Origin of the sequence: Luteibacter flocculans (assembly GCF_023612255.1) — a bacterium.
GTDB classification, from domain to species: Bacteria; Pseudomonadota; Gammaproteobacteria; order Xanthomonadales; family Rhodanobacteraceae; genus Luteibacter; species Luteibacter flocculans.
In genome coordinates this window covers 2,047,335-2,068,712 of the sequence record NZ_CP063231.1, presented here as the reverse complement: position 1 = coordinate 2,068,712, position 21,378 = coordinate 2,047,335, and the positions used below count along the sequence as shown (strand labels likewise).

Genomic DNA, 21,378 nt, shown 5'->3' with positions numbered 1-21,378 from the left:
GCCAGGTCATGGACAGCGTGATGGACGACGCGGCAGTAGCGCTGCTAAGTACCGCGTGGGGGCTTGGCGACGTAAGTCCGAAGCCCTTGCCTGCCGGCCATACTAACAGTTCGTACCTCGTCCCCACCGAACAGGGCCCGTGTATCGTTCGCGTCTCCTGGCCAGGAAAGACGGCTGAGCAGGTCCATAGAGAGCGGCAGGCGATCCGACAGGTACGCGGAAAGCAGGGTGATATCGCGGTGCCTACGGTCATCCCTACCCGGGAGGGAAATGACGTCGTCAGGACCGACGAAGGACGTTGGCTGCATGTGTTCGAACGTATCGATGGGCTACCGGGATTGCCGCAGGATCCAGATCGTGCGACGACACACGCGATGCACGCTCTGGCGAGACTGCATGCCGCACTGGCACCCCTCCCGTGCCCGAGTGCCGATCCGCTGGCATGGCTATGGCAGCGCTACGAACGCATTCGGGCACACCCCGCTCCGCTGCTGCCGGCGATCCCGAATGCGCATTACGATTTGATGCTCGACCGTGCACACGCATGGCTGACGGCAGCCATGACATGGGTGCGCGGGCCGATACAGTGGCTACACGGCGACTTCCATGCCGGCAACCTTCTCTTTATCGACCATCGGGTTTGCGGGATCGTGGACTTCGACGAGGTGGGCCAAGGGGCCTCCTGGCTCGAAGCGGCCTTCGCTGCATTCGCTCTCTCACGCGATGCCGAGCGAGATGACGGTTTTCACTTTGATGATCGGCGGTGGCATCAAGCGGTGTTGGCTTATGCTGAAATGATTCCCGGTGCTGACGCAACCTGGTGGGTGCGCTACCGAGAGGCGCTCATGAATCTGTTCTGCCTCGACCAGGTGCTGATCCATATCCACGCGGCACAACGTCGGCTCTGGCAGCCCGGCCCGGGCATGGGGTTTCTCGGTTGCTGGCGAGCCCTGCGTCGTCAGTACACTCTCAATGAGAGCCAGCGCTCGACGGCGTCGACGGTGGCTTCGCGTTCCTCGGCAGTCGGGGAAGCATCATGCAGGCAGAGCACGGCATCTTCATTGCGGTGAATCTGATCGGCCATATGCGCACGCATGGCCCCAACGAGGCGGTCTACGTTCGGAGCGGGTCTTACCCAGTCGTCGAAGAGCGATGTCCATCCCACATGCGATCGACCGAGGGATGCGAGCACGCGCAAGCGGGTGTCGCCCTCTTGCGCACCGTACGGCAGCCGTAGAGGGATGCGCTCTGGCGAAGCGACACCGGCCTTCTCGAAAGCCTCACGAATAAGGCGATCGGTCGCAGCGATATCGTCCTTGAGTCTTTGATCGCTTAGTTCACCATCACGCGCATGCGACCAGGTGTGATTACCGATCACGTGACCGTCTTCAGCCATGCGTCGCAGGAGTGCAGGCTGCACCTGCGCGTGTTTTCCAAGGACGAAGAAGGTCGCTGTGAAGCGCGCGTGCTGCAGCACATCCAAGAGGCGAGCGGTCGAGGGTCCGGGGCCGTCGTCGAATGTCAGTTGGATGGAGATCATAGATTTCGACGCTATCGCCTCGCCGCTTCAACGCACCCTGATTCCATCGAGAAACAAATCGACCAGGTGCTTGACTCGTGACTTCGCCGGACCACCCTGCTCCACCGCCAGGGAGATCGCCGTGATGACGCAGAGCAGATCGTCGAATGAAACGTTTTTCGCCACGGCCTTGGCTTTCTGCGCGCGCTGCAGCAGGCGCTGCCCTTCCTCGCGTCCTGCATTGCATCCGACGGTGTGGCTCTTGAGCACCGTCCCGAGCTGCACGGCCAGTCCTTGGTAATGGCTGGCATGCGTGGCGAGTTCGACCATGAAGGCACGGAGTGACGTGCCGGGGTCCATCGCGTCGTCGCGGGTGCGGCTGTTGGCGGCGAGCGCGAGCAGGCGTTCGTCGCAGAGCGCTCCTAGCAGTGACTCGCGCGTCGGGAATCGACGGTAGAGCGTGCCGATACCGACCTTCGCGCGTTTCGCGACGTCTTCAAGGGACGCGTCGGCACCGCGTTCAGAGAACACCTCATCCGCCGCCGCGAGGATGCGCTCGCGATTGCGCGCCGCATCGGCGCGCAGCGGCGTCTCGTCGATCGTCTGAAATGTTTCGGTCATGGACAGCCTCGGTTGCAAAGTGGATGATGCCTCCATATATTAAATGGAGCAATCCTCCACTTAATCAAAGGGCACCCCATGAACAAGCGTTTCGAAGGCAAGATCGTGGCCATTACGGGCGGCAGCGAAGGCATCGGCCTCGCCACGGCAAAGGCGTTCATTGCAGAAGGCGCGCGCGTGTACATTACCGGGCGCCGGCAGGACCGGCTGGACGCAGCGGTGGCGGAACTCGGCGAGGCCGCCGTGGGCATCCAGGGCGACGTGGCGAACTTGGGCGACCTGGACCGCCTCTACGACCGCATCCGCCAGGACCACGGCAAGCTGGACGTACTCTTCGCTAATGCCGGTACGGCGGACTCCGATTCCCTCCCCTTGGACGACATCACCGAACAGGACTTCGAGCGGATCTTCGGCGTGAACGTCCGCGGCCTGCTTTTCAGCGTTCAGAAGGCGCTGCCGCTGCTCGGTGCAGGTAGTGCCGTGGTCCTTAACGGATCCGTCGCCGGCAGCAAGGGTTTTCCGGGGCAGTCGCTCTACAACGCCACCAAGGCGGCGGTGCGCTCGTTCGCTCGCAGTTGGACCGCCGACCTGAAAGAGCGCGGCATCCGCGTCAACGTCGTCGCACCCGGCGGCACGGAAACACAGCTGATGCGCGGCTACCTCGATACGCGTCCGGGCGCCGAGGAAATGTTCAATCAGCTCATCCCGCTCGGTCGCATGGGCCGCACGGAAGAAGTCGCCGACGCGGTGCTCTTCCTCGCGTCGAGCCAGGGCAGCTACATCGCAGGTGCCGAACTCGTCGTCGACGGCGGCCTCGTCGCGGTCTGAGCCTGTCGCGGCCAGCGGCGGCCGCGTGGCGCGGGAAACCGGCGATCCATCATGCCTTTCCCGCGCGCGCGGCTCCGCGTTGCGAGCGCGCCGCCGCATCCCAGGCCAGCATGACGTGAGAGATACCGGCTTCCACGGTGCTCAGGCGAACACCGTCTCGGGCGAGCACCGACAACCCCATCAGGAAGGCGTCGAAGACGGCAGCCAGCCCTTGGGCCTCGATGCTGGCGTCGAGATCGCCACGGTCGATACCGCGTTGTACACAGGCAATGAATCCCTTGCGGGTGCGCGAGCGCGAGCGCGTCAGCCCGACACTGACCGATGCATGCGCATCGGAAGGTGCGCTCATGACGCCCAGCCCGACCATGCAGCCTTTCGGATGGCCGCGCTCGTATTGCATGCGGGCGGACTGACGCAAGGCGGCTTCAATGGCGTCTCTTGGCGCCATGTCGGTGTCCCACAAGCACTCGGTCACCTGCGCGTACGTTTCCAGGTAGCGCTGCACGCACTCCTGAAACAGCGCTTCCTTGGAGCCGAATGCCGCATAGAAGCTCGGGGCAGAAATCCCGCCACCCATCGCTGCCTTGAGCTGGCTCAACGATGTGGCTTCGAAGCCGTTCTGCCAGAACAGCTGCAAGGCCTCATCGATTGCCTTGTCGCGGTCGAACGTTCGCGGGCGGCCCATGACGGCCATAACGGCATCCTCCGGCGGAAACTCGATTTAGATACTAATCGATATACAAGTTGTTGACTACGCACGGCCAGACTATTTAATGTATCGCTCGATACATAAGTACCCATGATCGCAAGGCGGCCGTGGGCCTCCCCGTCGTCCTGCCCCGGAAAGCGTGCCATGTCCTCGTCAATCCGCTCCGCGGCCGTCAGCACCGCCATACCCGAGCACTCGACGCGCGATACTCACCGTTGGCTGGCTTTGGCAGTGCTTCTAACAGGCACCCTCTTGCCGCCGCTGGATTTCTTCATCGTCAACGTGGCGTTGCCAGCGATACGCACGGATCTCAAAGCCTCGTCGGATGTCGCTCAACTGGTGGTCTCGGTCTATGCGACCGCGTACGCCGTGACGCTCATTCTGGGCGGCCGGCTCGGCGATCTGTATGGGCGCAAGCGCGCCTTCGTGGGTGGCATGCTCGGTTTTGCCGCCGCGTCCGCATTGTGCGGCTGGGCGCCCTCGCCCGCCGTGCTGGTTGTCGGGCGATTGCTCCAGGGTGTTTCTGCTGCCGTCATGGCGCCGCAGTCTCTGGCGTCCATCCATGCTCTCTTCCCCACTGCGGAGAAAAACCGCGCTCTGAGTCTGTACGGCGCTACGTTTGGTCTGGCGTCGGTGGGCGGGCAATTGCTGGGTGGTGTTCTGGTGTCCGCCAATGTCCTTGGCCTGGGCTGGCGCAGCGTGTTCCTGATCAACCTGCCTATCATCGTGGTGGCCGTGCCGGCAGCATTGATCCTGCTTCGCGAAAGCCGAGGCGAACGATCCGCCAAACTCGATGTGCCGGGTGCGTTGCTGCTGGCAACTGGGCTGCTGGCCCTGGTGATCCCCCTCATCGAGGGACGAGAGCAGCATTGGCCGTGGTGGTGTGTGGCGTTGCTGATGGTGAGCGCGCCGCTGCTCGTGTCGTTCTGGCGCTTCGAGAGGCGCCAGGAACAGCGGGGCAATACACCGCTGGTGTATCCCTCGCTGTTGAGAGCTCCCGGGCTGCAGCGAAGCCTGACAGCAACGTTTTTCTTCTACTGGCTCGCCCCGTTCTTTCTGATTTTCGCCGTCTACGAGCAGGTTGGCTTGGGGCACAACGCGCTGGCTACCGGATTCGCCATCTTGCCGCTGGGTGTGGGGTTCCTGCTCGGGCCACTGTGCAGTCCGCGACTGGCCATGCGCATGGGTACACGCACGGCCGCGCTCGGCATGCTGTGTGAGGTACTGGGCGCGCTTATCGCGTGCATCCTTGCACTGACGCACGCGCCCGCGTGGCTTCCCGCGCCGCTCTTCCTGATCGGACTAGGGCAAGGTATCGCCCTGCCGGCCCTGGTCCGCTTGAACGTGGATCAGGTCGATCCACGCTGGGCTGGCCTCGCCGCCGGGTTGGTCAGCGCCACGCTGCAGATCAGCGCCGCCGTGTCGACTGCACTGGTAGGCGGCCTGTTCTTCACCCTGGCGCCCGACGGCAGTGGTGCAAGGCTCGCCCAGGCGGGTTTCGCCTTTGCCACATTGGTGATTGGCGCAGCGTTGGCCCTTGCCGCGGCACTCAGCTGGCGACAAGCACAAAGTCACGCCTGACCCGCGGCTGTTTCCATCCCCAGAAGGTTCCCCACTCTTGAAGACACGTTCTCTCCAGCATGTGCTGGTCATGCTCGCTTGTGCAGGCATGCCATGCGCCATGGCAAGCCAGACCGATCCCGTGACGCGGACCGAGACGGCATTCGACGCGTGGCGCATGGATGAAGTGAGCACACTCCTACCGACGCTTCCGGATACGGCAGAAGGCGATTACATGCGGGGCCTCGTCGCCAACCGCATGAACGATGTCGAAGCGTCGAAGCGCTTCCTTCGCCGTGCGCTTCCCGCATTGGAGCGACAGCATTCGCCGCGAGCGGCCAATGCCTTGTTGACCCTTTCCGACGATTACCAGAAGACCTCGTCGTATGCGGATCAGGCTGCGGTGCTACGCGAAGCGGCGAAGCATCATGCGAAAGACATAGGTCCCGATGCCATGCGAGGCGTAGAGGATGTCATTGCCCTTTCGAGCGCCCTCAGCGGTTCACCGCCCCAAGCCGTAAGTTTTTCGGGGGCGTCGCGCCTGCCTATCCGGCGCAATCCTCTCGGCACGCTGGATGTCGACGCGGTGGCGAACGGCATCGGCGGATCGTGGATGTTGGACTCCGGCGCCAATTACTCAGTCGTCAGCGAGAGTTTTGCCAAACGCCTGGGACTCTCGGTCAAGGGGGCAGCGGGTGGCATCGGCTCCAGCACCGGGGCGTCGGTCCAGAGCAAGGTCGCGATCGTCAAGGAAATTCATCTGGGTAGTGCCACGCTCCACAACGTTGCTGTACTGGTGGTCGCCGACGACCAGTTGCATATCAAGCTGCCGAACAAGGAACACCAGATCACGGCAGCATTCGGTTTCCCCGTCTTCCAGGCACTCGGCCGAATCCGTTTTCATGGGGATACCGCCATCTCGATCGGGCCCGCGCCCATCCCTCTCGACGGTGGCGTCCCCATCTACATGGACGGTCTGACGCCGGTTGTCTTGGGTTTCACTGTGGGAGAGAGAGTGCCCCTTGTACTGGACACGGGTGCCAGCTCCACCAGCCTGTCCTCGGCATATTGGATGAAGGTCAAGGATCGCGCGAACAACTGGCCACGTTCGCAGCAGCCTTCGGCAGGCCTGGGCGGCGCGCAGCGTTTCGACGTGGTCACCCAACCCGAGTGGAAGCTCATCCTCGGCACGGACGAAACGACGCTCAAGAACGTGCGCATCGAAACGGTGAGCCGATCAGGCCCAGGCGGACCGCCCATGTTCGGCACGGTCGGTCAGGACGCCTGGGCGAATGCGGCGGGGTTCACTGTGGATTTCCAATCCATGCGCTTCCGCATCGACCGGAATTGAGTCGAACTCGAAGCCGGCCAGAAAGCTCGGAATCTCGCTAGGGTCGTTGCGACTCGGTCACATGTGTGTGCCTTATTGTCTGGCCCTGGTGGGAACCCTACGATTGCCGTACGGCAAGGCCAAGCTCGGCATGACGTTATCGCGAGAGAACCCGACCAGGTATCTGGCTACTCGATCGATGACACCAGTTTCATTCGAGTCGCTCCAGGCATTGCAGATCACTAAGTAAGGGAACGTCGTCCATGCTTCAGATCGACCTCTATACGGACATCTCCTGTCCGTGGTGTTTCGTCGGCATCCATCGGCTCGATAAGGTGCTGCATGAGCACTTCAGCGGTGTTCCCGTGAATATCCGCCATCATCCGGTCCTGCTGGTACCGGATGCTCCCGCTGCGGGGGTCTACATCCCTGACCTGCTTCGTGCGCGCTATGGTGTGACCGATCCCAAGACAGCCTTTGCGCGCCCCGAGGGCGAGGCACGCGCGTCCGGCTTCGAACTCGACCTCAGCCGTCAACTGTGGATGTACCCGACCCAGCCGGCGCACGCACTCATCCACGCCGCGGGTGAGCGCGGAACCCAGCACCCACTCGCTGTCGCGATTACCGACACCTATTTCCTCGATGCGCGCAACACCGGAGATGCCGATGTTCTCGCGGACGTCGCGGTTCACCATGGCTTCGACCGGGAGGAAGCCCGTGCCATCGCGCTCGACCCGGCGGCGCATAGGAAGGTCGAAGCGAACGTTGCCCGGGCATCGGCTGCGGGCATCCGTTCGGTACCTCACTTCGACTTTGGAGGTAGCGTCGCGATCACGGGTGGTCGAAGCGAGGTCGAGTTGGCAGCGGCCATTCGCGAGGCCATGCATCGCGGCGGCTAGCAGGCGATGCCGTCGATCGCGACCGCATCGCCTTGGTGGAGTAAGCCCGCCACGCCTCAACACTGAAACACTTACCGCGTGACGCTCAACCGCGCTTCCCCCAGCACCTGCGCCTGCACGAGCGGCAGGAAACGATGCGGGAACGGCGACGGAATATCGCTGGCCTGATCGAGTCGGGCGATCTGCTCGGGCGACAGCGCTACCGACAGCGCGTCCAGGTTTTCCTCGAACTGGGCCGCGGTGCGCGCGCCGAGGATGGGAATGACAGACGGCGCGGACTTCGCAAGCAGCCACGCCAGCGAAACCTGTGCCGGCGAGTGTCCCACGTCGGAGGCGATGGCCTTGACCACGTCCACGATGTCGAGATTGCGCTCGCTCAGCGAGCCGACGCCAGCAGCCACGGCAGCACGACCACCGGTAAACATGTCGGCGCCCTTGTGCGCCTCGATGTCCGCACGCGTGTACTTGCCGGAAAGCACGCCATTCGCCAACGGCGACCACGCCACCACGCCCAGGCCCAGCTCATGGGCCATGGGAATCAGATCGTGCTCGACCGTGCGCTCCACCAGGCTGTGCTCGATCTGCAACGCAACGAAGGGCGACCAGCCGCGCAGGTCCGCCAGCATCTGCATGCGCGACACCTGCCACGCGGGGGTATCGGAGATGCCTGCGTAGACGATCTTGCCCGCGCTCACCAGGTCGTCGAAAGCGCGCATGATCTCTTCGACCGGGGTCGTGGCATCCCACACGTGCAGGTAATAGAGATCGATGTAGTCGGTGCCGAGGCGCTTCAGGCTTTCTTCCACAGCGCGCACCATGTTGCGCCGATGGTTACCGCCCGCATTGATGTTGGAGGGATCCACATTGAGCGAGTACTTGGTCGCGACGACGGCACGGTCGCGGCGCCCCTGGAGGAACTCGCCCAGCAGGCGCTCCGAAGTGCCGCCGGTGTAGAAGTTGGCGGTATCGATAAAGTTGCCGCCGCGCTCCATGTAAATGTCGAGCATGCGCCGGGCGTCCTCTTCGGTGGCGCCCCAGCCCCAGTCCTTGCCGAAGGTCATCGTGCCGATGGATACGGGACTCACGCGCAGGCCCGAGCGGCCCAGGGTCACGTAGTCGTTGAGTTGCTTGCTCATGGCGTAGCTCCAGAAAGGGTTTCATGAATCTAGGAATCCCGGCCATCTGGATAAAGGTGATAAACGCGCATACGCTTTGAAGCTGAACTTCATAATGGCCTGACGTATGTCGCCCGACCTTTTCCCCGCCATTGCCGCTTTTGCGTGCGTCGCCCGGCATGCCAGCTTTACGCGGGCCGCGGCCGAACTCGGGGTTTCCCCCTCGGCGCTGTCACAGACGGTGCGAACGCTGGAATCGCGCCTCGGGGCGCGGCTGCTGGACCGGTCTACACGGCGCGTAGGCCTTACCGAGGTCGGTCAGCGGTTCCTCGACGAAGCGCAGCCGGCGCTGAGCGGACTCACCGTGGCCATGGCCGCAGTCACGGAAACGCGCGATATGCCCTCCGGGCTGCTGCGCATCAACCTGCCTCGTGCCATAGCCGACATTCTGATCCTGCCTCACCTGGCCGACTTCCAGGCGCGCTACCCCGACGTCGTGGTCGAATTGCACTGCGACAACCGTTTCGTGGATCTGGTCGCGGCCGGCTTCGATGCCGGCTTCCGCATCGGCGAATCGTTGGGCAAGGACGTGGTGGCGCACCCGATCGGAAGCTCGCAACGTATCGCCACGTTCGTCGCGCCCGCTTATGCGCGAGCCCATGGCATACCCGCCACGCCTGCCGACCTGTTGCACCATCGCTGCGTGGGCATACGCCTGGAGCACGACCGCAGTCCGATGCGCTGGGACTACATGCTCGACGGCAGGCTCGTGGAAGTGGACACCCGAGGCTGCACCATCAGCAATGACGACAGCGTGCTCCTTGCCGCCGCCCTCGCAGGCGTCGGCGTGTCATGCCATTTCGAAAGCATGGTGTCTCATCACCTGGCATCCGGCATGCTGATTCCGGTATTGCAGGACTACTGGCCGACCTTCAGCCCCTTCCATGTGTATTACCCCAGTCGCATGCACATGCCGCGCAAGCTGCGGGTATTCATCGACTTCCTGCGTGAGAAGCACGCACCGCTCAGTCGCTGAGGTTCATCGCGACGACCCGCCGCCCTTCTTCACGCCACCATGACGAAGCACACCACGCGACTGAATCGCTGCGCGTCGCGGACCTGTTCAAGCTATGTAACGGCCGTTTACGTCGATAGACTCGCTCGCACTCAAGCCACAGAGACCTACACATGAAGCCGTCTTTCGCTGTCTCCGCCCTCGCTCTCTCGTTGGTCGCCCTACCCGCCTTCGCGCAATCCGATCGCGAAGTGGTGGAACAAATGGTTACGCGTTCCGCCAACGTCTGCCCAGGCCACAGCGCAGACCGTACCACGCCCACCGTTCGCGCAACGCCGGTCGGCGCACTTCGCGTCATGCTCGAGCGCGGCCTGGTGATGTGTCCCGATCGCCGCCTCGACGCCGATGCACCGGCTGTCTTCTACGGGCGCGTCGGCGTGTTCGAATGGAACCCCGAAGTGAAGGGCAGCTCGGAAGCGATCGTGAAGAAAATCGACGCAATGACGCGCAAGGACGAATTCCCGCCGGACACCCTGGTGTGGAATGTGCAGGGCGAAGCGCTGAAGCAGCGCACGGTGCCGGCCTTCGAGCCCAAGCCTGGTGCGGCCGTGCTCTATCACGTGGAGTGATGCGGTAATCGCTCCGGGTACTTTGTGCTTTTGATTCGCTGCGTCAGCGACGTGTGTCGGGCGCAGCGAATCACTGCCATCAGATCAAGCGAGAACTGCTGAGGGCTGCCGGCGCGTAGGCGTCGAAGCACATGGCGATGTTCCTCAGCAGCAGGCGCCCCTTGGCGCCGACGTCGATGCGATGCTCGGTCAGCGTCACCAGTCCATCGTCCGCAAGGGCTTGCATGTGCGTCAGCGCATCGCGGAAGTAACTGGCGAAATGGATGTGGTGGCGTTCCGCGAAGGCGTCCATATCCAGCGTACCGTGGCACATCAGCTCGCCGATGGCTTCGCGCCGCAGCTGATCGTCCGGGCTCAGGCGCAAGCCACGCGCCACCGGCAGTCGGCCTTCGTTGACCGTCGCCGCATACGTCGCCAGATCCCGCTGGTTCTGACTGTAGGTATCGCCGATGCGGCTGATGGCGCTCGGGCCAAGGCCGATGATGTCGCAGTCGCCGCAGGTGGAATAACCCTGGAAATTGCGCTGCAAGCTCCCTGCCCTCTGCGCACGGACCAGGTCGTCGTCGGGTAGCGCGAAGTGATCCATGCCGACATAGACATACCCGGCCTCGGTCAGCCGGCGCAGGGCCATGCCAAACAGTTCCAGGCGCTCCGACGGTGATGGCAGCGCTTCGGCATCGAGACGCCGTTGCGCCTTGAACATCTTCGGCAGATGCGCGTAGCCGTAGACCGCGATGCGGTCAGGCTTGAGCTCGATCACCTTGTCCAGGGTACGACTGAAGCCGTCCATGGTCTGGCGAGGGAGCCCGTAGATGAGGTCCACGCTGATCGAACGGTAGCCCGCGCGCTTTGCCGTGTCGATGGCCACGCGCGTCTGTTCGACGGACTGCACGCGGTTTACCGCCTCCTGCACGGCCGGGTCGAAATCCTGGATGCCGATGGAGACGCGGTTGAAGCCGAGCCTAGCGAGTCCGCGCACGTAGATCTCGTTGGCGTGGCGCGGATCGATCTCGATGCCCCATTCGCGCTGATCCACGGGTGCGGGCGTGAAATGCTGATGGATGGACGCGTTGAGCTGGCTCATCGCGTTGAGGCTCAGATAGTTCGGCGTGCCGCCACCGAGATGCAGTTGGCGCACGACGCGATCGGCGTCGACCAGCGCCCCCATCATCGCGATTTCATGGTCCAGCACGCGCAGGTAGTCGTCCGCTCGGCTGGTGTCGCGTGTGATCACGCGATTGCAGCCGCAGTAGAAGCACGGGCTCTCGCAGAACGGTACGTGGACGTAAAGCGAGAGTGGCGTCGGCACCAGGTCGTGGTTGGACGCTGTGATCGCTTCGCGCAGATCGGCTTCGCCGAACCGGTCGTGGAACTGGAGCGCGCTGGGGTAGCTCGTATAGCGCGGACCGTGGCCGTCGTAACGGGCAATCAGGTCGGCGTCGAACTCGGGCATCGTGTGTGCGTTTTGCATGGGGATACTATCCCGTAGCCCGCTGCCTTCGTTCTTGATGCCGGTCAATTGGTATGCAAAAGATGTGGGAGCGGCTACAGCCGCGAAAAGCCGAACGCGCCGGTGGGAGCCAGCCTGCTGGCGATGTAGCGGTGAGGCAAGCTCCCATCGCCAGCAGGCTGACTCCCACCGGCAAGATTCCCTCGCCGCCATGGCGGCTCCCACAGGCGGATGGCGGCTTCTATGGCGAGATGGCCGCTCCCGCGGGCAGCTTGGTCGGGGCCACTACAGCGGCGTGAAGGTCATGACGCGCCACGATGCGCCCGTGCTCCATCACGGCCACTTCGTCGACCAGTGTGGCGATGCCGCCCAGACGGTGGGTGATCAGCAAGACGCTGCGCCCGCGTGTTTCGTCGGCTAGCGCCTTGTACAACGCCGCCGCGGTGAGCGCGTCGAGGCCTTCGCTGGGCTCGTCCAGCACCAGCAGCGGCGCATCGACCAGAAGCGCCCGGGCGATCGCCAGCCGTCGCATTTCGCCGCCCGAAAGGGTCACGCCGTTGGCACCCACCCAGGTATCCAGGCCATGCGGAAGGTTGTGCAGGAACCCCTCCAGTTGCGCGACGGCGAGCACGCGCGCCAGTGCGGCGTCGTCTGCGTCGGGAGCGGCGATACGCAGGTTGTCACGCAGGCTCGCGTCGAACAGATAAGGCGTCTGTTCCACGATGGCGATGCGCGCTCGCACGTCGTCGGCGCACACGCGATCCAGATCCACGCCGCCCATCGTCACACTGCCCTGGTAGGGATAGAGCCGACCAAGAAGATGCGCAAGCGTGCTCTTGCCGGCGCCCGATGGACCGACCAGGGCGAGACGCGTGCCGGCGGCGAGGTCCAGGTTGACCCCGCGCAATGCCCATTCACCGTGCTCGGCATGGCGCATCCACACCTCGCGCAGGCGCAGATCGTTTTGCTTCGGCAGTGCCACCGGTACCACGGGATCGGACACGGCCGGCGTACGATCGGCCAGCTCGAACACCCGCAATGCGGCCGCCTTGATCGCCGCCAGCCGCGACCACGCCAAAGGCAACGGCAACAGCGGCTCGAACGCGGCAAGCGCGAGCATCGCCAGCATGGCGAGCCCCGGGCCCTCGAGCGTACGTTGCTGCATGCCGAGCACACCGATCAGCAAGGCGAGGCTCAAGGCGATGCCGCTGCACGCCGTCAACAGGGCATCGGCCCGCGCGAGACCGCGCTGCGCTCGCGCACGCGCGGCTTCGCGCTGCGCACTGAGTGTCTCCATCCGTGCGTCGAGCGCGTCTTCCATCCCCCAGACCATCAACTCGGCGCGGCCCGCCAGTGCATCCGCCCACGCGGCACGCAGGTTCTCGGCATCGCGATCGATCTGCGCCGCGTCATCCGCATGACGAGCCTGCAGGCGCCACGGCAGCCATGCCCCCGCAAACAGCAGCACCGGCAGCAGAAGCAACGCAAACCAGCCGGACCAGAACAGGGACACGATCACCACGACGACGGTACTGCACGCCGCGACCGCGCTCGGCAGAAGAAGGCCCAGATACGCCTGTTCCAGCGTGTCGATATCGGCCCGCAGGCGCGACAGCAACTGTGCGCCGCGCTGTTCCGCGAGTGCCGCCGGAGCGAGCGGAATCAAACGCCCGAAAAGCCAGCCGCGCAACCGGGCGAGAATCGACAGCGTGGCATTGTGTCCAAAGAGCCGCTCCGCATAGCGGCCGCCCGTACGCAGGATCGCGAACAGGCGCACCAGCGCGGCCGGGGTGTAGTAGTTGATCGCTGCTGCCCCCGCACCGACCAGCGCCATGCTGGCGATGAAGTGGCCGGATACGGCCATCAGGCCGATACTCGCCAGACTCGCGAGGAGACTCAAACCGAACGCCGCCAGCATGCGTCCGCGCTGCGGCTGTACCAGGTCGAACAGACGACGCTGCCAGTTCATGCGCGGAGATCCTCATTCAGCAGCGCCGAGAAAGCGGTGCCCGGTTGGCACAACTGCGCCACCGTGCCCTGCTCCACGATCTTTCCATCGACCAGCACGGCCACCGTTTCCAGCGGCCCCAGATCCCGTACACGATGCGCTACCCGCAACACGGTGCGGCCACGCGCAAACTGATCCAGTTGCTGTTCGACTTGGGCGGCGGTGGCTGCATCCAGATGTTGGGTGGGTTCGTCCCAGAGCAGGACTGCTGCGTCGCGCAAGCACATGCGTGCGATCGCCAACCGTTGCAGCTCGCCACCCGAGAGGCCCAGGCCGCGCTCGCCCAGCGGCGTGTCCAGCCCTTGCGGCAACTTCGCCACGACCTGGTCCAGCCCGGCCATGCGCAACACGCGCGCCAGGCTCACCTCGTCCGCCTCGGGACGTGCGAGCAACAGGTTGTCACGCAGGCTGCCATTGAACACGTGAGGCCGCTGCGGCAACCAGCCGACCTGCGTCCGCCAGGCGTCCCAGTCGGGCGCCGTCAAGGTAAGACCATCGATCTCGATGCTGCCGCTTTCCAGCGGAAGCAGGCCCATCACTGCGGCGAGCAGACTGGATTTACCGCCACCGCTCGGGCCGACCAGCGTGAGACGGCTGCCTGCGGGCACCACCAGATCGATACCGCGCAACACGTCCGCGTGGTCGCCCTGATTAGCGTGGACGTTGCGCAAGGCCACGCTCGGCGCCGAGGTCTCGAAGGCAACGCACACCGGCCCGCTGACCGTTGGCGCGACCGGCACGGCCAGCACCTCGACCAGACCTTCCGCCGCAGCGGCCGCTTCCATGCGGGCATGCCGCTGCGTGCCCATGGCCCGCAATGGCAGGAAGAACTCGGGTGCCAGCAGCAGCGCGAACATGCCAGGCGCAAAAGCGAGGTGCCCGGACATGAGTCGAAAACCAACCACGACGGCCACGATCGCAATGCTGCATGTGGCAAAGAATTCCATCACCAGGGCGGACAGAAACGCGACCCGCAACACCGCCATGGTGTCCTGCCGATAAGCCTCGCCAGCGGCCAGCACGCGCTCATGCTCACGCTCGGCGGCGCGATAAAGACGCAGGGTGCTCAAGCCGGCCACCGCATCCATGAAACGCGCGCCCAGTCGGCGCAAGCGCAGCCAGCGCCGCGTACTCGCATCGGCAGCAGCGCGCCCTGCAAGAATCAGGAACACCGGCAACAGCGGTGCACACAACAGCAGGACCAGGGCCGACCACGGCTCACGCAGGCCCACAGCCAGCAGCACCACCATCGGAATCAAACCAGCCAGCGCCGCCTGCGGCAGATAGCCCGCGTAATACGGCGCCAAGGTATCCACTCCATCGACCAGCCGCGTCACCAGATCGCCTGCCGACTGCCGGGCAGACCAGGCCGGCCCCAACTCGCGCAGTCGCTGCCGCAACGCCCGCTGCACGTTCTGCGTCACCGCGCGGCCGGCGGCGTCGCTGCACATCCGCTGCCGATAAAGCAACACGGCGCGGAGTATGGCCAGCGTGGCAATCGCCAGGATCGACCAGCGCAGGTCGGCCAAACCAACGTGCTCGAAGATAGCCAGCGCCAGTACCTGCGCTACCAGCCATGCTATCGCGCACAACAATAGGGACTGCGTCGCGCCATACCCGATGGCGGCGCGCAGCAAGCCGCGGACTGGCTGCGCCTGTTGGCGCAGCCAGTCGTTGGCAACAGCATGCTCAGTGCTGGCCATGTTCCCGCTCGGTGGCCGACGCCATGGCGCGTTCGTCCTGCGCATCGAGCAAGGCACCGCCGGCCGCAGCGATGAGGACAATCATCACCGTGCCGATGAGCCAGGCGAAGTACCACGCACCGCGATCGCCGAGGATCACCGCCAGCACGATGGCCAACGTGGCAATCAACATGAAGATCGAGAACTGGATAAAGGTTTTCATTGCCAAGCCTCCCTTTAGTAGGCGTGTTCGTCAGTGGCAACCTGATCGGGATCGACCTTGCCACGCATCACATAGAAGGCCCAGCTCGTGTACCACAGGATCAGAGGCACGAAGACCGCGGCGAAACCAAGCATCCAACCCAGCGTCAGGCGGCTCGAGCTCGAGTTCCACACCGTGAGGCTCTGCTGAGGATCGCTGACCGAGGGCAGCAGGAACGGGAACAGCGCACAACCCACGGTGCCGATCACACCGATCCAGGCCGCCGCACCCATCCACCAGGCCAGCAGCGGACGGTTGCTGCTTGCGCTGAACAGGCTGCCCAGCATGCCGACGAAACCCAGGGCCGGCACCAACCACAGGATGTTGTGCGCGTGGAAGTTGTTCAACCATGCGCCATCCGCACGCGTCACCACCTGCTGCAGCGGGGTCTGCGCGACACCTGCACCCGGGAACTGCGCGAGGACGTAGCCCTGCAGATGCGACACCCAAAGACCACCGACCGCGAAGAGCACGATCGCCAGCGTCCATGCCACACGCGTGACCGTACGGCTACGTTGCGCAATGGCACCGTGCGCGCCGCCCATCACCGTCACGCCACCCATGGCTGCCGACATGCACGCCGACAGTACGCCACAGAGGATCGCGAACGGGTTGAGCAAGGCAAGGAAACTGCCGGTGTAGAACGACGTCAGGGTCCAGTCGAAGTGGAACGGCACGCCCTGGAACAGGTTGCCTATCGCAGCACCGAACACCACCATCGGCACGAAGCCACTGACGAACAGTGCCCAGTCCCAGGCACTACGCCACGTCGCCGACGGCATTTTGCTGCGGTATTCGAAGCCGACCGGACGAATGATCATCGTCCACAGCAGCAACAGCATCACCACGTAGAAGCCGGAGAACGCGGTGGCGTAGATCAGCGGAAACGCAGCGAAGATCGCGCCGCCACCGAGGATGAACCACACCTGGTTACCGTCCCAGTGAGGGCCGATGACGTTCAATGCCACGCGGCGTTCCAGGTCGGTACGCCCGATGTAGCGCAGGATCGCTCCCACGCCCATGTCCATGCCGACCATCACGGCCAGACCGATCAGCAGTATGCCGAGCAGCAGCCACCAGACCACTTGCAGGCTTGCGTAGATATCCATGATTAAGCCTCTACCAACGTCTTGTGGGAAACCGGCAGCGAGAGTTCATCGCCGCCGTCGCTGGGGCCAGTGCGGATCGCACGCACCATCAGGTACATCTCGATCACGATGAACACGGTATAGACCGCCACGAAGCCGATGAGCGAGAACACCATGTAGCCGACGCTATGCGTGGATGCGGACATCCAGGTCGGCAGCAGGCCGTACACCGTCCAGGGCTGGCGACCCAGTTCGGCTACCATCCAGCCCGCCTCGCAGGCGAGGAACGGTGCCGGGATCATCCACACGGCAAACTTCAGGAACCCACGCTGGTGCTGCACCGTGTTGCGCAGCGTGAAGAGCAGGCCGAGCACGAAGAAGGCCAGCATGCCCAAACCCAGCAACACCATCACGCGGAACGACCAGAACATCGTGGCCACGTGCGGGATCGAGTCCTTGGCCGCCTGGGCGATCTGTGCGTCGGTCGCCGTGTTCACGTCGTCGGCGTAGCGCTTCACCAGGAAGCCATAGCCCAGATCCTTCTCGTGCGTCCTGAACTGATCCAGCGCGCTGGCATCACCCGGGTTGGCCGAGAGCATCTTGAGCGATGCGACCGCTGGAATACCACCGCGGATGCGATCTTGCGCACGCTGCTCCAGCACGTCCACACCCGGCACCGTGCCCGTCAGCGAATGCGTGACCAGGATCGAGAGCACATAGGGGATCTGTACCTCGCCGTAGTTGGTCTGCTTCTCCTGCGACGGGAACGCCATCAGGTTGAACGGCATGGGCGCGCTTTCGGTCTTCCACAGACCTTCCATCGCAGCGAGCTTGGTCGGCTGTGCTTCCGCACCGACAAAACCCAGCGCGTCACCCAGCGTGATCACACCGGCCGTGGACAGCACACCGAACAGTACCGACATGCGGAACGAACGACGAGCCAGCTCCATGTGACGGTTCTTCAGCATGTACCAGGCACTGATGCCGGCGACGAAGACGGCCGCCGTGACATAGCCGGCGATCGACGTGTGTACGAACTTGGCCTGCGCGTCGGGGCTGAAGATCAATGCGGCGAAGTCGTTCAACTCCATGCGCATCGTGGTCGGGTTGAAATGCGCACCGACCGGGTCCTGCATGAACGCGTTCGCCACCAGGATCCACAGAGCCGAGAGGTTCGAGCCGAGTGCCACCAGGTAGGTCACCGCCAGATGCTGGCCGGGCTTGAGCCGATGCCAGCCGAACACCATCAGGCCGACAAAGGTCGATTCAAGAAAGAACGCCATCAGGCCTTCGATGGCCAATGGCGCGCCGAAAATATCTCCGACGAAACTTGAGTAGAAAGACCAGTTCGTGCCGAACTGGAATTCCATGGTGAGGCCGGTGGCCACACCAAGCGCAAAGTTGATGAGAAAGAGCTTGCCCCAGAACTGGGTGATTTGTTTGTAGATCACCTTGCCGGTGACCACGTAGACAGTCTCCATCGCCGCCAGCATGAAGGTCATGCCCAGCGTAAGTGGTACGAACAGGAAGTGATAAAGCGCCGTGGCCGCGAATTGCAGCCGCGACAGGTCTACGACGGTGATGTCATGCATGGCGTGACGTCCCTAGGTGGAGTGGCACGCGCCGTCACGCGGCGCGCTTCGGTGCCTCGCCACCAGGCGGTGCACCGTGAGCGCAAGTTTCGTTGCTGCGATGGACAGCCTTTTTGACTTCGATCAACCCGCGGGCATATCGACCGCGCAGGCCCGCCCACGGCGCTGCGGCAGGACGTCGCAGGCGCCCAAAACGTAGGCGTGTAACTGATCTGGATCAATCGGGCAGCGCGCGTGATTTCGAGAATGAACTCGCATTCCAAACAAAGCTCGCATTCCACACAAAGGACGTCACCATGAAATCCCTGCTTCCCTGGCTCGCACTCAGCGCCGCCGCCCTGACCACCCTGCCCGCCTTCGCTGCCGACACCGTGAATGGCAACGATCAGTGGGTGCTGCGTTTCGGCGCCGCCACGGTGCATCCGGACAGCGATACGGGTCACCTCGCCGGAATGAAGGCGAAGGTCGACAGCAGCACCCGCCCCAGCATCGATCTCGAATACCTGCTCACCCCGAACTGGGGTATCGACGTGCTCGGCGCGCTGCCGTTCCGCCATGAAGTGCGTCTGAACGGTACCAAGGCCGCCACCACCAAGCAGCTGCCGCCGACCGTCGGCATCAACTACCACTTCATGCCCAACGAGCAGGTGTCCCCGTTCGTCGGCGCAGGCATCAACTTCACGCACTTCTACGACAGCCGCGGCGAAGGCCTGCTCAAGGGCGCCCACGTGACCATCGACGACAGCTGGGGTGTGGCCGCACGCGCCGGTGTGGACTTCAAGCTCAACGACAGCTGGCTGATCACGGCCGACCTGCGCTGGATCCGCATCCGCTCGGACGTGAAGGTCGGCGGCACGAAGGTGGGCCAGGCGCGTATCGATCCGATCGTCTACGGGTTCAGCGTGGGCTACCGGTTCTAAGGACGCAGTCGACGTCTGATCGATCCGGCCCACTGCCTGTCTTGGCGGCCCCTTCTCCCCGCGGGAGAGGGGGCCGCTGCATTTGGGCGTCTTGCACTCGCTTGATGGGTGTCAGTTTCCTGCCCGACAGGTGCCGGGGAAACGCCACGGCCTCGGCTTATCGTCCGGAAACCTCTTTCTGGACGGACGCAGACCATGAACCTTGCTCGATGGATCGGCATCGCCGCCATGCTCGTCTCCACCCTGGCCTCCGCCACGACAGGCAGTGAGCCATTGCAGAACGTGCAGCACCGCCCGTGGCGACCCAATGCCCCCGGCGTCGAAGTGCCCCTATGGCCGAAGGACCTGGCGATCGCCCAACCGCCGTACCCGGCTCCTGAGGTCTTTGGAGCCGGCAACGGCACCATCGCTGGCAAACCGATCCAGATCGTGGAGCACGTCACGCGGCCCACGATGGCGATCTATCCCGCAAAGGGCGTAAACACGGGCGCCGCCTTGCTCGTGTTCCCAGGAGGCGGCTATCGCATACTCGCCATCGACCTCGAAGGGACGGAGATCTGCGACTGGGCGACGGCCAAGGGCATCACCTGCGCCGTGCTGAAGTACCGCGTCCCGGGCTCGGGGCCGTACTGGAATGAAGAATGTAATTGTCGCCGCGCTCCCAAGGAGCCCATGGCCTTGCAGGACGCCCAGCGCGCGATGGGACTGCTGCGCCAACGCGCTGCGGAATTCCATTTCGATCCCACCAAGGTCGGCGTGGTCGGCTTCTCCGCGGGCGGCCGCATGGTCGCCGACATCAGCAATCACCGCACGCGCGCCTACCATCCCATCGATGACGCCGACCGCCTGCCGAGCCGGCCCGACTTCGCCCTGGCGCTCTACCCGGGGCACCTGTGGAACGGGAAAGGCACGGCGATCCCCCTGACCAAAGAGGTCACCATCGATCCCAAGGGCCCGCCGACGTTCATCGCCCAGGCAGGCGACGACGGCACGGACGACACCCGCGAGTCACTCACCTATTACCTCGCCCTGCAACAGGCCAAGGTACCGGCAGAACTGCACCTCTATGCCGAGGGCGGCCACGCGTTCGGCGTACGCCAGACCGATAAGCCGATCACACACTGGACGACACTCGCCGAGGCGTGGATGTGCGGGCTTGGGGTGCTTCCCAATGACTCGGCCAGCTGTAAGAGCAACCTTTACTCGGGTCGACCGTCCTCTTAGCGCTATTCGGCGCTGCTGCCGTGCGCTTCGCACCATTCGGCCATTCCGGGCACGGTATGCACGACGATCTCCGTCATCACATCGAGCTCCAGGCCGATGTCCTCGCCCAATCCGACCACGAATTCGCATGCGTAACCTGATAGCTCGGTGTTCGTTACCAATGCGCACCAAATGAGGCGGTTCAGAGACTTCTCTGCCTTGTCCACGGCTGGATCATGAACAATCTTATCCATATGCCTAGCCACTTCGACGAGGCACGCCATGTGTTCCGATGAATCGCCGAGTAAATACCGCTCGGCCACGTCAATGGCTTTTCGCATTGTCGACGTCCTTTAGTTCTGCAAGGAAATAACCACGCCGTTGCTGTTGCCGGAACAACCACTGGCATTGCATGCCCTTACCCAGTACTGGACCGTGGCTGTGACCTGCTGGTATTGCAGGTAGGTCGTCGCGGTACCTGTCGTAGGGCATGGCCTACGTGAGCCGGCGCAAAAATCTGACATGGCCTCGTCGGCCTCACACCATCACGCTACTGCGCCATGTATCGGCTCCGATCGGCTATTGGATTTCCCCATCGCCAGCAGGCTGGCTCCCACCGCAAACACTGCCTACACATGCGCGGGGGTCTGAGCGATCGTGGCTTCCACGATCGCCGCGGCCGCGGCGATCACGTGCTCGAAGGCATTGCTCGTGTGCTGCACGGTTCCGCCATCGAGCACCTCTTCCAGAAATGCGATGGACGCCACGGCAAGCGGCATCTGGCCCGTATCGCGCGCGTAGGTAAGCAGCATCGTGGCTCGGAATGTCATTTCCTCCGTATCGCGAGCGGCGAATGCCTCGACGAGTGCCAGGGCCTCCTCGGCAATCATCGAGGGGGAAATCGGCGCACACGCGAGGGTAGAAGGCATGGCCGACGGGCGCGTCATG

At 63.9% G+C, this 21,378-nt stretch carries 21 protein-coding genes; 9 read left to right on the top strand and 12 right to left on the bottom strand.

Features of this window, described 5'->3' with window-relative positions:
• Nucleotides 1-8: 8 nt before the first annotated feature.
• Entirely contained in the window at nt 9-1,070 is a 1,062-nt protein-coding gene (locus IM816_RS08725; RefSeq protein ID WP_250340595.1) for a phosphotransferase enzyme family protein, read from the top strand.
• Here the strand turns inward: IM816_RS08725 and IM816_RS08720 are convergent.
• Nucleotides 959-1,540, bottom strand: coding sequence for a polysaccharide deacetylase family protein (locus IM816_RS08720; RefSeq protein ID WP_250340594.1), 582 nt, complete (start codon nt 1,538-1,540; stop codon nt 959-961). The genes IM816_RS08725 and IM816_RS08720 overlap by 112 nt on opposite strands.
• Nucleotides 1,541-1,567: 27 nt before the next feature.
• Entirely contained in the window at nt 1,568-2,140 is a 573-nt protein-coding gene (locus IM816_RS08715; RefSeq protein WP_250340593.1) for a TetR/AcrR family transcriptional regulator, read from the bottom strand.
• 78 nt (nt 2,141-2,218) lie between these two features.
• On the opposite strand from IM816_RS08715, the gene IM816_RS08710 reads away from it, so the two are divergent.
• Nucleotides 2,219-2,968: a glucose 1-dehydrogenase gene (locus tag IM816_RS08710; protein ID WP_250340592.1), complete on the top strand. Its 750-nt coding sequence runs from the start codon at nt 2,219-2,221 to the stop codon at nt 2,966-2,968.
• A 49-nt stretch (nt 2,969-3,017) separates the two neighbouring features.
• Here the strand turns inward: IM816_RS08710 and IM816_RS08705 are convergent, their stop codons facing one another.
• Nucleotides 3,018-3,662: a TetR/AcrR family transcriptional regulator gene (locus IM816_RS08705; protein WP_250340591.1), complete on the bottom strand. Its 645-nt coding sequence runs from the start codon at nt 3,660-3,662 to the stop codon at nt 3,018-3,020.
• A 267-nt stretch (nt 3,663-3,929) separates the two neighbouring features.
• Between IM816_RS08705 and IM816_RS08700 the strand changes: the two genes are divergently transcribed.
• The 3 genes from IM816_RS08700 to IM816_RS08690 all read left to right on the top strand — a co-directional run bounded on the left by IM816_RS08700 (nt 3,930) and on the right by IM816_RS08690 (nt 7,466).
• Nucleotides 3,930-5,258 (top strand): MFS transporter, encoded by a 1,329-nt coding sequence (locus IM816_RS08700; protein ID WP_250340590.1) that lies wholly within the window; start codon nt 3,930-3,932, stop codon nt 5,256-5,258.
• A gap of 37 nt (nt 5,259-5,295) precedes the next feature.
• Nucleotides 5,296-6,588, top strand: a complete 1,293-nt coding sequence (locus tag IM816_RS08695) for a retropepsin-like aspartic protease (protein ID WP_250340589.1) — start codon at nt 5,296-5,298, stop codon at nt 6,586-6,588.
• Nucleotides 6,589-6,830: 242 nt separating this feature from the next.
• Complete coding sequence (locus tag IM816_RS08690) at nt 6,831-7,466, top strand: DsbA family oxidoreductase (RefSeq protein ID WP_250340588.1); 636 nt, start codon at nt 6,831-6,833, stop codon at nt 7,464-7,466.
• 71 nt (nt 7,467-7,537) lie between these two features.
• Here IM816_RS08690 and IM816_RS08685 read toward each other — a convergent pair whose 3' ends face one another.
• Nucleotides 7,538-8,602 carry an aldo/keto reductase gene (locus IM816_RS08685; protein ID WP_250340587.1) on the bottom strand — a complete coding sequence of 355 codons (1,065 nt, stop codon included), beginning with the start codon at nt 8,600-8,602 and terminating at the stop codon, nt 7,538-7,540.
• A gap of 106 nt (nt 8,603-8,708) precedes the next feature.
• Here IM816_RS08685 and IM816_RS08680 point away from each other — a divergent pair, with 106 nt between their 5' ends.
• Together IM816_RS08680 and IM816_RS08675 are read left to right on the top strand one after the other, a co-directional pair.
• Nucleotides 8,709-9,617, top strand: coding sequence for a LysR family transcriptional regulator (locus IM816_RS08680; protein ID WP_250340586.1), 909 nt, complete (start codon nt 8,709-8,711; stop codon nt 9,615-9,617).
• 152 nt (nt 9,618-9,769) lie between these two features.
• Nucleotides 9,770-10,225, top strand: a complete 456-nt coding sequence (locus IM816_RS08675; protein WP_250340585.1) for a hypothetical protein — start codon at nt 9,770-9,772, stop codon at nt 10,223-10,225.
• Nucleotides 10,226-10,304: 79 nt separating this feature from the next.
• Here IM816_RS08675 and hemN read toward each other — a convergent pair whose 3' ends face one another.
• The 6 genes from hemN to IM816_RS08645 all read right to left on the bottom strand — a co-directional run bounded on the left by hemN (nt 10,305) and on the right by IM816_RS08645 (nt 18,307).
• On the bottom strand, nt 10,305-11,696 hold the full coding sequence (gene hemN, locus IM816_RS08670) for an oxygen-independent coproporphyrinogen III oxidase (protein ID WP_250340724.1): 1,392 nt from the start codon (nt 11,694-11,696) through the stop codon (nt 10,305-10,307).
• A gap of 220 nt (nt 11,697-11,916) precedes the next feature.
• Nucleotides 11,917-13,644 carry a thiol reductant ABC exporter subunit CydC gene (gene cydC, locus IM816_RS08665; protein ID WP_250340584.1) on the bottom strand — a complete coding sequence of 576 codons (1,728 nt, stop codon included), beginning with the start codon at nt 13,642-13,644 and terminating at the stop codon, nt 11,917-11,919.
• Nucleotides 13,641-15,386 (bottom strand): thiol reductant ABC exporter subunit CydD, encoded by a 1,746-nt coding sequence (gene cydD, locus IM816_RS08660; protein WP_250340583.1) that lies wholly within the window; start codon nt 15,384-15,386, stop codon nt 13,641-13,643. The genes cydC and cydD overlap by 4 nt, the downstream gene beginning before the upstream one ends.
• On the bottom strand, nt 15,373-15,588 hold the full coding sequence (locus IM816_RS08655) for a hypothetical protein (protein WP_072320897.1): 216 nt from the start codon (nt 15,586-15,588) through the stop codon (nt 15,373-15,375). Before IM816_RS08655 ends, cydD begins: the two co-directional genes overlap by 14 nt.
• A 14-nt stretch (nt 15,589-15,602) precedes the next feature.
• Nucleotides 15,603-16,736 (bottom strand): cytochrome d ubiquinol oxidase subunit II, encoded by a 1,134-nt coding sequence (cydB, locus tag IM816_RS08650; protein ID WP_250340582.1) that lies wholly within the window; start codon nt 16,734-16,736, stop codon nt 15,603-15,605.
• Between the two features lie 2 nt (nt 16,737-16,738).
• A complete protein-coding gene (locus tag IM816_RS08645) occupies nt 16,739-18,307 on the bottom strand; it encodes a cytochrome ubiquinol oxidase subunit I (RefSeq protein WP_250340581.1) in 1,569 nt (522 codons plus the stop codon).
• Between the two features lie 296 nt (nt 18,308-18,603).
• On the opposite strand from IM816_RS08645, the gene IM816_RS08640 reads away from it, so the two are divergent.
• Entirely contained in the window at nt 18,604-19,227 is a 624-nt protein-coding gene (locus IM816_RS08640) for an OmpW/AlkL family protein (protein ID WP_250340580.1), read from the top strand.
• Nucleotides 19,228-19,440: 213 nt separating this feature from the next.
• On the top strand, nt 19,441-20,451 hold the full coding sequence (locus IM816_RS08635; protein WP_425602639.1) for an alpha/beta hydrolase: 1,011 nt from the start codon (nt 19,441-19,443) through the stop codon (nt 20,449-20,451).
• Between the two features lie 2 nt (nt 20,452-20,453).
• On the opposite strand, the gene IM816_RS08630 is transcribed toward IM816_RS08635, so the two are convergent.
• On the bottom strand, nt 20,454-20,771 hold the full coding sequence (locus IM816_RS08630) for a hypothetical protein (RefSeq protein ID WP_250340578.1): 318 nt from the start codon (nt 20,769-20,771) through the stop codon (nt 20,454-20,456).
• 288 nt (nt 20,772-21,059) lie between these two features.
• Entirely contained in the window at nt 21,060-21,377 is a 318-nt protein-coding gene (locus tag IM816_RS08625) for a hypothetical protein (RefSeq protein WP_250340577.1), read from the bottom strand.
• Nucleotide 21,378 lies beyond the last annotated feature (1 nt).